Annotated in this window: 11 protein-coding genes; all 11 read right to left on the reverse strand. The window is 69.6% G+C overall.

Annotated features, from left to right (window positions below; all coding sequences use genetic code 11):
• Nucleotides 1-95 precede the first annotated feature (95 nt).
• Nucleotides 96-725: a protein phosphatase CheZ gene (locus AAG689_RS24840; protein WP_406626403.1), complete on the reverse strand. Its 630-nt coding sequence runs from the start codon at nt 723-725 to the stop codon at nt 96-98.
• Nucleotides 726-727: 2 nt separating this feature from the next.
• Nucleotides 728-1114: a chemotaxis response regulator CheY gene (cheY, locus tag AAG689_RS24845; protein WP_024001779.1), complete on the reverse strand. Its 387-nt coding sequence runs from the start codon at nt 1112-1114 to the stop codon at nt 728-730.
• Nucleotides 1115-1178: 64 nt separating this feature from the next.
• Nucleotides 1179-2117 (reverse strand): flagellar motor protein MotB, encoded by a 939-nt coding sequence (gene motB / locus AAG689_RS24850; protein ID WP_406624224.1) that lies wholly within the window; start codon nt 2115-2117, stop codon nt 1179-1181.
• Complete coding sequence (gene motA / locus AAG689_RS24855) at nt 2118-2978, reverse strand: flagellar motor stator protein MotA (RefSeq protein WP_406624225.1); 861 nt, start codon at nt 2976-2978, stop codon at nt 2118-2120.
• A gap of 1513 nt (nt 2979-4491) precedes the next feature.
• Complete coding sequence (locus AAG689_RS24860; RefSeq protein WP_406624226.1) at nt 4492-6483, reverse strand: hypothetical protein; 1992 nt, start codon at nt 6481-6483, stop codon at nt 4492-4494.
• A complete protein-coding gene (locus AAG689_RS24865; RefSeq protein ID WP_406624227.1) occupies nt 6365-7126 on the reverse strand; it encodes an HAD family hydrolase in 762 nt (253 codons plus the stop codon). Before AAG689_RS24865 ends, AAG689_RS24860 begins: the two co-directional genes overlap by 119 nt.
• Complete coding sequence (locus tag AAG689_RS24870) at nt 7123-7992, reverse strand: class I SAM-dependent methyltransferase (protein ID WP_406624228.1); 870 nt, start codon at nt 7990-7992, stop codon at nt 7123-7125. The genes AAG689_RS24865 and AAG689_RS24870 overlap by 4 nt, the downstream gene beginning before the upstream one ends.
• Complete coding sequence (locus AAG689_RS24875) at nt 7989-8942, reverse strand: NAD-dependent epimerase/dehydratase family protein (protein ID WP_406624229.1); 954 nt, start codon at nt 8940-8942, stop codon at nt 7989-7991. Before AAG689_RS24875 ends, AAG689_RS24870 begins: the two co-directional genes overlap by 4 nt.
• 61 nt (nt 8943-9003) lie before the next feature.
• Entirely contained in the window at nt 9004-9795 is a 792-nt protein-coding gene (locus AAG689_RS24880) for an FkbM family methyltransferase (RefSeq protein ID WP_406624230.1), read from the reverse strand.
• Nucleotides 9795-10118, reverse strand: a complete 324-nt coding sequence (locus AAG689_RS24885; protein WP_406624231.1) for a hypothetical protein — start codon at nt 10116-10118, stop codon at nt 9795-9797. Before AAG689_RS24885 ends, AAG689_RS24880 begins: the two co-directional genes overlap by 1 nt.
• Complete coding sequence (locus AAG689_RS24890) at nt 10115-11920, reverse strand: thiamine pyrophosphate-binding protein (protein ID WP_406624232.1); 1806 nt, start codon at nt 11918-11920, stop codon at nt 10115-10117. Before AAG689_RS24890 ends, AAG689_RS24885 begins: the two co-directional genes overlap by 4 nt.

Genomic DNA, 11920 nt, shown 5'->3' on the forward strand with positions numbered 1-11920 from the left:
TAAAGGGGTGGTGGCCCCTCTATTCGGCTGGCAGCGGATGCTATTGTTTGAATAGCTGCCAGCGCTTTCTGGATAAGCGCTGGAGGTCAATTCCACTAGAAACCCAGGCTGGCCAGCAGGTCGTCCACCTGCGACTGGCTGGTCACGACGTCGGCCGTGGCCTCGGGGTTCACCACCGGACCCTGCAGGTGCTCGCGGCGCGGCTCGGGCGCGGCCGGGGGCGCCGTGTGGGGCGGAGCGGTCTGGATCAGCAACTGCACGAGCTGCTGCTCGATCGTGGAGGCCAGGTTCACCACGCGCGCGATCACCTGGCCGGTCAGGTCGTGGAAGTCCTGCGCCATCATGATCTCGGTGAGGTGCGTGTCGGCCTCCTTGGTCACGCGCTCCACGTCGGTGAGGAAGTTGTAGATCTCGCCCTTGGCCACGGCCGCCACCGGGTCGGCCACGAGCGAGGTGACCACGCGGCGCGTCTCGCTGGCGATGTAGTCGTGCTGGGCCTTGGCCTGCTCCACGCGGCTGAGCACCTTCTCGGCCGCCTCGCCCGTCAGCCGGGCGATGTAGGACAGCCGGCTTTGCGCGTCCGGCAGCTCGCCCATGGTGCCGCGCAGCTGGTCCGCATAGCCCAGCTCGGTCAGCGCGCTGTGGAGCTGGCGTGTGAGCTGGCCGATCTTCAGGTGAACGTCGTCCGCATTGGCGGGCGGCGCGGGGGAATCCGCTGCCTCCATGGTCACAGCCCCATTTTCTTGAGGATCAGGGTCACCTTCTCTTCGAGCGTGGCCTTGGTGAAGGGCTTGACGATGTAGCCGGCCGCGCCGTTCTGGGCGGCCATCACGATGTCTTCCTTGCGCGCCTCGGCCGTCACCATGAGCACGGGCAGGTGCTTGAGCTTGTCGTCCTTCTTGATCTCGCTGAGCAGCTGGAAGCCGTTCATGTTCGGCATGTTGATGTCGGTGACCACGAAGTCGAAGCGGCCGTTGCGCAGCTTGTTCAGCGCGGCCACGCCGTCCTCGGCCTCGTCGGCATCGGCGAAGCCGCTTTCCTTGAGCAGGTTGCGGACGATGCGCCGCATGGTGGAAAAGTCGTCAACGATCAGAAAACGAAGGGCGGAAGACACAAGGGACCCTTTCGGTCGAAATTACGGGGCTATTGTCATGGGCCCCCGGCAACGTGACAAGGTGTTACTGGGGGGCTGCGGATGCGGGATTGTCCTGCTTTTCGGCTGAGGGCGGAGGCAAGGGGAATGCAACATTGCGCTTGCCTATGAGCCGCTCCTCGGCCTCGTGCGTGAGTACGGTGATGGTAATGCGCCGGTTCACCGCGGCGCGCGGATTGTCCGGCTCCAGCAGATCGCTGGCCGCCAGGCCCACCACGCGGCCGAGCTTGGCGTCCGGCATGCCGGCGGAGACCAACTCGCGGCGCGAGGCGTTGGCGCGGTCGGCCGACAGCTCCCAGTTGCTGTAGCCCCGGTCACCGTTGCCGTAGGGCACGGCATCGGTGTGGCCGGCCAGGCTGATGCGGTTTTCCACGCCGCCCAGTGCCGCGCCGATCTCGCGCAGGATGTCGCGCATGTAGGGCTTGACCAGGGCGCTGCCGCTGTCGAACATGGGCCGGTTCTGGTCGTCCACGATCTGGATCTGCAGGCCGTCGGGCGTCAGGTCCAGCCGGATCTGCGAGCGGAACTCGTTCAGGCGCGTGTTCTCGGTGATCATCGCGTCGATCTTGGCCTGCAGCGCCTTGATGCGTTGCGCGTCCTGCCGGGCGCGCTCGGCGCGCGCGTTCTCGATGCTCGTGCGCATGCTGGTCGACGCGTCGGCGTCGGAACGCCGCACCTGGCCGTGCACCTTCGACAGGTCGTTGCCTCCGCCCGGAATGATGCTGGAGCTGTTGCCCGCGCCGTCGCCGCCCTGCATCGCCACCTTCAGTGGCGAGGCGAAGTACGAGGCGATGCCTTGCAGTTCGCCCTTGGCGGTGGAGCCCAGCAGCCACATCAGCAGGAAGAAGGCCATCATGGCCGTCACGAAGTCGGCGTAGGCGATCTTCCAGGCGCCGCCGTGCGCGGCGTGGGGGCGCTTCTTGCCGCGCTTGATGATGATCGGCTGGAGCTTCTTCTCCGCCATTTACTTCTTGCCCTTCACGTGGGCTTCCAACTCGGCGAAGCCCGGCCGGTCGCCCGAGAACAGCACCTTGCGGCCGAACTCGATGGCCGTGGCCGGGTTGTAGCCCTGCATGCTCGCCAGCAGGGTGGACTTGATGCACTGGTATTCCTTGGCGGCGTCCTCGGCCTTCTGCTCCAGCAGGCCGGCCAGCGGCTCCACCGCGCCGTAGGCCAGCAGGATGCCCAGGAACGTGCCCACCAGCGCCGACGCGATCATGCCGCCCAGCACCGCCGGCGGCTGCCCCACCGAGCCCATGGTGTTCACCACGCCCAGCACGGCCGCCACGATGCCGAAGGCCGGCAGCGCGCCGGCCAGCCGGGCGAGCGCCGCCACGGGCGCGTGCGCCTCCTGGTGGTGGGTCTCGATCTCGTTGTCCATCAGCGCCTCGATCTCGTGGGCGTTGAGGTTGCCCGAAACCATCATGCGCAGGTAGTCCGTGGTGAACTCGATCACGTGGTGGTCGCTGCCCACGGCGGGGAATTTCTTGAAGATCTCCGATTCCTGGGGCGCGTCCACGTCCTTCTCGATGGCCATCAGCCCTTCCTTGCGCGCCTTCTGCAGAATCTCGTAGAGCATGGCCATCAGCTCCATGTAGCGCGCCTTGGTGTACTTGTTGCCCTTGAGCACCTGCGGCAGCGCCGCCATCGTGGCCTTGAGCACCTTGGGCTGGTTGGTGACGATGAACGAGCCCAGCGCCGCGCCGCCGATGGTGATCATCTCGAACGGCAGCGCCTCCAGCAGCACATGGATGTTGCCGCCGTGCGCCACGAACACGCCGAAGACGCAGCCGAAGGTGATGATGTAGCCGAGGATGACGAACATGGTGCGCGGATTGTGTCAGAGTCTTTCAAACGCCTAAGGAACGATCAGCGCCGGCAAAGCGCGCCTTTTCAGGGGTGATTTACTATCATAAGGATAGCTTCTTGCGCTTGATGGATAAGCGCTAGGGCCTGTTTTCATGAGGGAGTCCAGGCGTCCACCCATTCCGAGAGCGCCCGCCCTTCCAGCATCCAGTCCGCCAGCACGGCATCGCGCAGGCGGTCGCCCAGGCGGGCGCTGGCGTCCAGGTCGCTGGTGTGGGCGCGGATGGCCTCCATCCAGTCGTCGAAGCGATTGGACACCCGCGTGACCGGCAGCGTGCCCCGGTAGGGCGCCAGGTCGCTGCACACCACGGGAACGCCGCAGGCGCCGTATTCCAGCAGGCGCTGGTTGCCCTTGCATTCATTGAACAAGCCCGGCGCCAAAGGCGCCACGGCCAGGTCGAGGTTCAGGCCGGAGAGCTTGCGCGGGTACTGGTCGATGGAGACGGCGTCGTGCAGCTCGTGCACGAAGGGCCGCAGCGGCGCGGGGCAGGCGCCCAGGAACACCCATTCCACCTCGCCGGCCAGCGTCTGCACCACCTCGGCGATCTGCGCCAGATCCTCTGCGTGGACGGCCTTGCCTGCCCAGCCGATGCGTGGGCGCCGGCCTGCGCGGCGCTGTCCGCCCAGCCCGCGCCACCAGACGGGCGGCAGGCGGGTGGGCAGCACCCGGGTGTCGGGATGCAGGCCTGTGAAGGCTTCGGCCAGCGCCGCGGTGGGCACCACCAGCCGGTCGGCCAGCGCCACGGAGCGCCGCAGCGCGCCCAGCACGTCCTGGGGCAGGTCGGGGCGGTGGGCGTGCGCCGCCGGCAAGCCGGGCAGGTAGTCGTCCAGCTCCGCCACCTTGAACGCCTGCGTGAACTGCGCCTGGCGGCGCAGCATGGCGATCTGCGGCTCGCGCACCTGGCTTTGCAGGATCCAGGCGTCGGGCCGCAGGCGCTCCATCTCCGCGGGCAGCCAGTGGCGCTGGCTCAGGCGCACGTCCGCCAGCCCCGCCGCGGACAGCGCCACCGCGGGGTGGATGACGCGGTAGTGGCCGCTGCCCTGCCCGTCGGCCGCCAGGGCCAGCACCGTCGGCAGCGGCCGCCAGGGCAGCGGGTTCCAGTTCAGGTCCTGCGCCGTCTCCAGCGCGAAGCCCTGGCCCAGCAGGGACAGGTTCTGGTTGTAGGCCGGGTCGCGCGCGATCTCGGGCAGCCATTTGCGGTACATGGCGTCCTGCGCGGACACGATGGTGGCGCTGTGCTGCGGGGCCGTGCCCGCCTCGTTCAGCAGCACCGCGTGCGGCGTCCAGACGACCAGGTGCCCTGTCTTTCCTATCTTCAGGCACAGGTCCACGTCGCCGTAGCCCGCCGCAAGGTCCTGCGTGTCCAGCCCGCCCACCTGCTCGTAGAGGGAGCGGCGCACCATGAGGCAGGCGCCGGTCACGGCGCTGTAGTTCTGGTCGATCTGCAGCCGCTGCATGTAGCCCGGATCGTTCACATCGGCGCCCATGAAAGGATGCTCCGCCGGGCCGCGCAGCCCCAGCACCACGCCCGCGTGCTGGACGGTGCCGTCCGCGCGCAGCAGCTTGGCGCCCACGACGCCCACCTCGGGCCGCAGCGCATGGTTGAGCAGCGCGTCGATCCAGCCCTCCTGCAGGACGGTGACGCCATCGCCGAGCAGCACCAGGTAGTCGCCGCGCGCCTCGCTGGGCGTCCGCACGATTTCGTAGTTCGGGTAGCCGGTCTTCTCGCGGATGGAGCGCACGCAGCGCTCCGCCAGGGCCGGCTGGTCCTGGGCCACGACGATGGACACCAGGGGCTCCGCCGCGTGCCCGTACAGCAGGCGGTAGCGGCCGGGCAGGCGGGTGTCCACGACCGCCTGCTCGTAGCCGCGGGTGCGCAGGTGCCTTTCGATGGCGGCCACTTCGTGCGCGTTGTTGGCAAGCGGCGGGGGGCGGCGATGAACAGGGGCTCGTGCACATGGCCCAGCCCGGCCAGGCCTCCCGTCTCGATCAGGCGCAGCAGCAGCGCGAACTCGCGCGCGCCGGCAAAGGCTGCGTCGAAACCGCCGGCCTCCAGGAAGGCGTCGCGCCGGAAGAACCAGTGCCGCGCCATGCCGGCGGGCCAGGACAGGAGCATGTCCAGGTTGAAGTCCGGCCGCAGCAGGGTACTGATCTCGCCTGTGGGCTCGTGGACGATCTCGTCCGCGCAGGCTGCGCGGCAGCCGGGCGCATCCATCAGCTCCAGGGCCAGGTGCGTGATGCCCGCCGGCGTGAGCTTCGTGCCGGCCTGCACGAAGCACAGCCACTGGGCCGCACTTTGCGTGGCCAGTGCGTTGAGCGCATCCACGTCCGTGCTGGGAGCGATGTGGATCCCCACGTGGGGATAGCCTTGGGCCTTCAGGCTGTGCAAGGTGGTGCGCGCGGCCGAGGGGTCCGTGCCAGGCAGGACGATGAAGTCGATGCGCGGTGCGCAGGGCGCGTGTGCCTCAAGGCGCTGGGCGATTAGTCGGGACTGGGCTTCGCCGAGCTGGCGCTGGTCCAGCCAGTGCTGGATGGGCGCATTCTTTTGCGCGATGCTTTGCTCCGGGCGCGAGGCAGCCACGGGCGTGTAGGGCATGGCCTGGGTGTCGCGGATGAAAACCTCCAGCTGGTCCCAGAAGCGGCTTTCCGCGGCCGCGTACTTTTCCTGGGCGATGGGAATGCCGGCGATGGCGTCCTGGAGGGCCTGTGGTGTGTCGTCGAATGCCAGCCCATGCGTTCCCAGCTCCTCGATGCCCAGCGGCGTGCCATTGAACAGAGGCGAGGGCAGGATGGTGGCCGGGCAGCCGCACAGGACGGCCTCCAGCGCGATGGACGTGGATTCGAAGCAGAAAACCCGCTCGCTGCGGCGCAAGACCTCGGCCATCTCCTGCGGCGAGGCGGGCCAGGTGCTGGTGATGAGGGTGCACCGCGCGGCCAGCTCCTGGCGCTCTTCCAGCGCGGCGGCGTGCCGCCCCGGGTACATCAGCCAGCCCTGGCGCTGCTCTTCGTGCGGGTTGTCCCGGTTGTGGAAGATGGAGCTGTCGATGGGCGGCATGAACAGGACATGCTCCGGGTTTTCGCCAGCGGGCAGCAGATGCTGCGTGTAGGCGAAGATCAGATCGGAGGCGGGGAACTCCGCATCGCCCCCGATCAGCCCCGGCCGGTTCAGCAGGTAGCGCACCACCGAGCCGCCATGGCGCGGGTTGCCGGGGATCACCTCCGGGTACACCGTGATCGGCTGGCGCCCCGCCTGGGCGTGCTGCTGCGCGAGTTGGGGCGTGAGAATGGGCGTGTGCCACAGCGGATTGGTCGCGGCCGTGGGGTACAGCCAGGCGTCATGGCCGCTACGGTTGAGCAGGTGGCAGAGCAGGTGCATGACGCGGATGCCCGCCGACGTGCGGCGGTACGCCGGGGCCTCGATGTAGTAAGGCCGCTGGGGTGGGGCGTGGAGCGGGCGGCTCATTGCAGCGCCTCCAGGCGACATTGCGCCAGATGCTGGGGGAGCGCAGCACGCGGTCTGCAGGCACCTCAACGCTGTCCCCGCCATAGCCCCAGGGCGCCCACAGGAACGGCATGCCGCTGGCCTGAGCGGCCTCGGCGTCTTCCGCGCGGTCGCCCACGTAGATGGGGGCGGGGTCGGCCAATGATGCGCGCAGGCGCTGCAGCATGGCAGTCTTGTGCGCCAGGGCCGGGGTGTAGAAGTCCAGCGCGTAGACGCCGGTGAAGAACCCGCCCCAGCCCAGGTGCTCGACGATGCGGCGCGTGGGCGCGATGCGCTTGTTGGTGGCGATGTGCAGGCGCAGCGGCATGCGGCCCAGCGCGGCCAGCATCTCGGGCACGCCGGGATAGACGTGCGACGCGCGGTAGCCGGCGTCGTCGTAGTGGCGCTTGAACCCTTCGACGAGCTCTGGCAGCGCGTGCGCCTGGGCATCGGGCAGCAGCGAGCGCAGCGTCTGCGCCAGCGGCGGGCCGATGAGCGCGGGCGTGAGCGGCGCGCCGGGCGCGATGCCCGCCGCGTCGAACGCCGCCTGCATGGAGGCGAGGATGGATGGCGCGGAGTCGATGAGGGTTCCGTCCAGGTCGAAGACGATGTCGCGCACGGTCATGGTTGGGTTTCTTTGGTGAGCAGCATGCCCATGACCTCGCCCTGGCGGGCGCCGTTGTCGATGGGCAGGAACAGCGTATCCGCCACGCGCAGCCCGGCGCGTGCCGCGAGCCGGTGCAGGGCGGCGGGGGTGAAGAAGTTGACGTGCTCGTGCCAGTGGCGCTTGTGTGGCGCCAGGCCGGTGCCGGGCGGGTGCTGGCGCACCAGCGCCTCGTGCGGTACCTCCAGGTACAGCAGCGTGTGCGGGGCCATCAGGGGCAGCAGCTCCTGCAGCACGGCCAGGGGATCGGCCACGTGCTCCAGCACCTGCATGCACACCAGCAGGTCGTGGTCTGGCGCGGCGTGAAGGGCGGCGCGTTCGGCGCCTTCGGCCAGCGCGGCGCCGGAGATGTCGTGCACCCGCACCCGCGCGCGGCCCAGGAAAGGCGTGTTGCTGCCGTCGCCGCCGCCCCAGTCCAGCACCCGCGGCCGTGCGGGCAGGCGGGGCGCGAGCCAGGCCTCCACCTCGGCGATGTAGGTGTGGCGGCGCGTGTAGTCCCGCGCCACCGTGGCCGCGTAGCCGGGCTCGAAACGATCGCGTTGCTGCGTATACGCCGGGCCGCGATAGCCTTCGTAGAGCGCCGCCATCTGCGCGGGCGTGAAGCGCATGTCCAGGAACAGCGCGCCGCAGTCGCGGCATTGCAGCGAATGGCACAGGGTGTAGGCCATGCCGGGCCGCAGGTCATGCAGGCCCCAGTCCGCCGTGATCTCCAGCGGCGCCTGGCCCAGCGCGCGGCTGGCGACGAAGGGCATGAGCACGGCGGGCGACGACGCCAGATCGCGCCCGCCGCAGCAGATGCAGGCATCGGCCAGTTGCAGCACCTTCATCGCACGGCCTCCGCATGGCGCGCCGTCTCCAGCACCGCGTCCTGCAGCGTGTGGCGCAGGTCCAGGCCCAGCTCGGCGCGCGCCTTGGCGATGCAGGGCACGTAGCGGCTGCGCGGGCCGCCCGTATCCTGTGCGGCGATGTGGACGGGCTTGCCCGGCGCGAGCAGGTCGCGTACCTCGTGCGCCAGCTCGGCGATGGTCAGGGCCGCGTCCGATCCGACGTTGTAGGCCTGGCCCGCGCGCCCGCGCTGCAGCAGCGCCTCCAGCCAGCGGGCCAGGTCGCGCTGGTCCATGTAGGAGCGAACGGGCGTGCCGTCGCCGTTCACCCTGATCCTGGGCCGGGCGAGCGCGTCGCGGATGAAGTTGCCGATGGCGAAATGGACATCCAGCGGCAGGTCGCGCCCCACGAAAGCGAAGCAGCGCGCCGCCACGGTCTGCAGGCCGTGCTGCTGCGCGTACAGCGCGCACAGGTGCTCGGCGCAGCGCTTGGCGACGCCGTAGGCGCTCTGCGCGTCCAGCGGGTCGGGCATGCCGTGGTAATCCTCGGGCATATGGGACATGTCCTGCGGCTGCGCGCCATAGACACCGCCGGAGCTGGCGAGCAGGAAGCGCGGGATGCCGTGGGCGACGGCGTAGTCCAGCAGGTGGCGGGTGCCATCGACGATCTGCGTGTAGCGCTGCAAGGGCGTCAGCTGGGGCCCCAGCGTGGAATCGGCCGCCGCGTGCAGCAGGTGCGTGAACGATGCGGTGGCGGGCAGGCTGGCGGGGTCGAGGATGTCGCCCGCGTGAAAGCGCAGCCAGCGCAGCGCGGCGAATTCAGGGTGCCGCGCCAGGAAGCCCTCCGGGTCGCGGCTGAGCACGGTGACGCGCGGCGCGGCAGGCGTTGCCTGCCAGTGCCGCAACAGAGCCTTGCCAAAGAATCCGGTGCCTCCCGTCAGCAGCAAATCCATGGGTTGTTACTCTTGTTTTGATAGCTGTTTGCGCTTGATACATAAGCGCTGGAGGCCGATTTCATACAAAACCCTGGCGGGGCACGGCGTACAGCACGGACTCGAACGAGTTGAACCCATGCTGGCGGATGTGGAAGCGGTAGCCCTCGCCGCACAGCGCGAACAGCAGTTCGGGCAGTTCCCAGAGATCCTGGGGGTTGTGGTAGAGCGACACCGCCAGCACCGGGCGGCAGCGCCGGATGAGCTGCCGCGCGCCGCGCAGCGCCTGGGCCTCTGCGCCCTCGATGTCGAGCTTGATGAGGTCCACCGGGGTGCCCGGCAGCAGCGCGTCCAGCGCCACGGCGGTGACGGTGGTGCCCGCCCCCTCTTGCACGACGGTGCAGGCTTCGCCCTGCCCGGCGTTGAACGTCAGGCTGCCATGTGCGTCCGCCGCCGCCAGCGGCAGGCAGACGGCCTGGGCGGCAGCGCGTTGCGTGAGCCGCGCGTAGTTGGCAGGGTCTGGCTCCAGCAGAAAGGCTTGCGCACAGGTAATGCCGGGCTGGGCGAGCAGCTCGCCGAAGCTGTCACCGTCGTAGGCGCCGCAGTCCACGTAGGTGATGGTGCGGCCCTGGAGGGCGGGCAGGGTCAGCGCATTGAAATACTGCCGATCGGCGGAGCGGAAGCTGGCGTAGCCCATGTCCAGCCCCAGTCGGAAGGCGCAGATGCGGTAGAGCGTGCGCACGCTCTCGGCGTCGGCGAGCTGCTGCGCCACCTGGGCGATGCGCTCCAGCCCGTCCAGCAGCACGGCGCGGGGGCTGAGCCAGAAGCGCCAGCCCAGCGCGTGGGCCAGCGGTTCGTAGAGCGTCCACGGCATCAGCGGCGGGGGAGCCCCGCCGCTGCGGGCAGGGCCAGCAGCTGGTCGTAGGGCGTGTCGCGGTTGAAGATGCCCAGGGCCAGCTGGGCCTGGGGCGCCTCGCGCGCCAGCGCGCTCCAGTCGAGCACCGGCAGGCCCAGTGCCGAACCGGTGCGCGGGGCGGTTTCCACGAACCCGGCGACGGGAATGCCCTGCGCCTGCATGGCGCTGGCAAGGCTGCGGCCGAAGCTGCCCGCGCCGAAGATCCAGCAGGGGCGGCCGGGGTCGAGGCCGGGCGCGGCGGCTTGTTCGCGCAGGCTCGGGAAGTCCGCCGTGTCCGTCATGGCGATGAGCGGATCGCCAGCGCTTCTCTGCGGATCTGCTGCAGCGTGGCCGGGTCGAGGAAGGGGTGCATGTCGTCCAGCTCGGGCGTGACGAACTTGCCCTGTTCGTCCACGCGCGACTTGATGCGCGGCGCGAACTCCTGCCGGGGATCGACGTGCAGGTCGATCAGCAGCGGGCCGCCGCCCTGCAGCAGCGCGTCGAGCCGGGGCAGGTCGGCCTCGGTGGCGATGCTTTCGGCGCGCAGGCCGTAGGCGCGGGCCACGGCGGTGAAGTCGGGGAAGTCCACACCCGATTCGGGCGTGGCGCCGATGACGCGGCCGAAGAAGTTCTCGTGCGTCTGCCAGATCGACAGGTAGCCCCGGTTGTTGAGCACGACGACGATCACGTCTAGCCCCGTGGTCTTGAGGGTCTGCAGCTCCTGGATGTTCATCTGCAGGCTGCCGTCGCCCGCGAAGCAGATCACGCGCCGCGCGCCCTGCGCTGCGGTGGCCGCGCCCAGGGCGGCGGGCAGGTCGTAGCCCATCGAGGCCGAGCCGGAGTTGCTGAAGAGGCGCTGGCCCGTTTGCAGCGCGCCCACCTGAAAGGGCAGGATGCAGGCCGATGCGTTGCCGCAGACCACGATGTCGTCGGGCCGCATGCGCGCGAAGATGCGGCTGACCATGACGTAGGGGTTCAGCGGGGCGCCGGGCTGCTGCTGGTGTTCCTCCGCTGCGTCGTAGCGCTGGCCCGTCTGCTGGCACCACGTCGCCCAGGTCTGGTAGCCAGGCAGCTGGGTGCGCGAGAGCTCGTCCTCCAGCACGTCCAGAAAGTCGTTCAGGTCTGCCGCCACGCCCAGGTCGGGCCGCAGCGTGGGCTTGCGCAGCTCGGCCTCGTCGATGTCCACCTGCGCTAGCCAGGCGTTTTTGGCGAAGGCGTCCCAGTTGTAGCTGGTCTGGCGGATGTTCAGGCGCGAGCCCAGCACCAGCACGCAGTCGGCGGCCTGCAGGCAGAAGTTGCCCGCGCGCGTGCCGATGGTTCCGGGGCGGCCCGCGAACAGCGGGTGGTCGGAGGCGATGAGGTCGTGCGTCCAGGCCGTGGCGAGCGGGATGCCCAGGCGCTCCACCAGCGCCAGCAGGCGCCCTTCGGTGCGTGAGAGCCGCACGCCGGTGCCGCCCAGGATCAGCGGGCGGTGCGACTGCCGGAGCCGGTCGATGATGGCGCGGCAGGCGGCGCGCAGCGCGTCCGACGGCGGCTTGGCGGCGGGCGCCGGGGGCGCAGGGATTTGGATCGCTTCGGTGGACTGCTGGATGTCCAGCGGAATGTCCAGCCACACGGGCCCGGGGCGGCCGCCCCTGGCCTCGGCATACGCCTGGGGCAGCAGGGTTTCCAGCTCCTTCTCCGACCGCACCAGCCGCGCGAACTTGCACACGGGGCTGGCCATGGCGATGGTCGGGCCTTCCTGGTCGCCGAGCTGGCGCAGGCTGGGCACGTCATGGAAGTCGATGCAGGTCTCGCGCTTGATCTGGCCCGAGAGGACGATCATCGGGATCGAGTCGGTGAAGGCGCCATACACGCCGTTGAGCGCGTTTACCGAGCCCGGCCCGGTGGTCAGCATCACCACGGCGGGTTTGCCGGTGATGCGCGCGTAGCCTTCGGCCGCCATGGCGCAGGCCTGCTCGTGGTGCATGAAGGTGCAGCGCAGTTGCCCGTGCCCGCCCAGGGCCTGGTTGAGGAACATGGCGCCGCCGCCCGTGACGGTGAAGACCTGCTCCACCCCTTGGGCGGCAAGCCAGTCGGCGATCTGTTCGGAAATGCGCTTCAC

This window comes from Acidovorax sp. SDU_ACID1, assembly GCF_045291395.1.
Lineage (GTDB): Bacteria > Pseudomonadota > Gammaproteobacteria > Burkholderiales > Burkholderiaceae_C > MR-S7.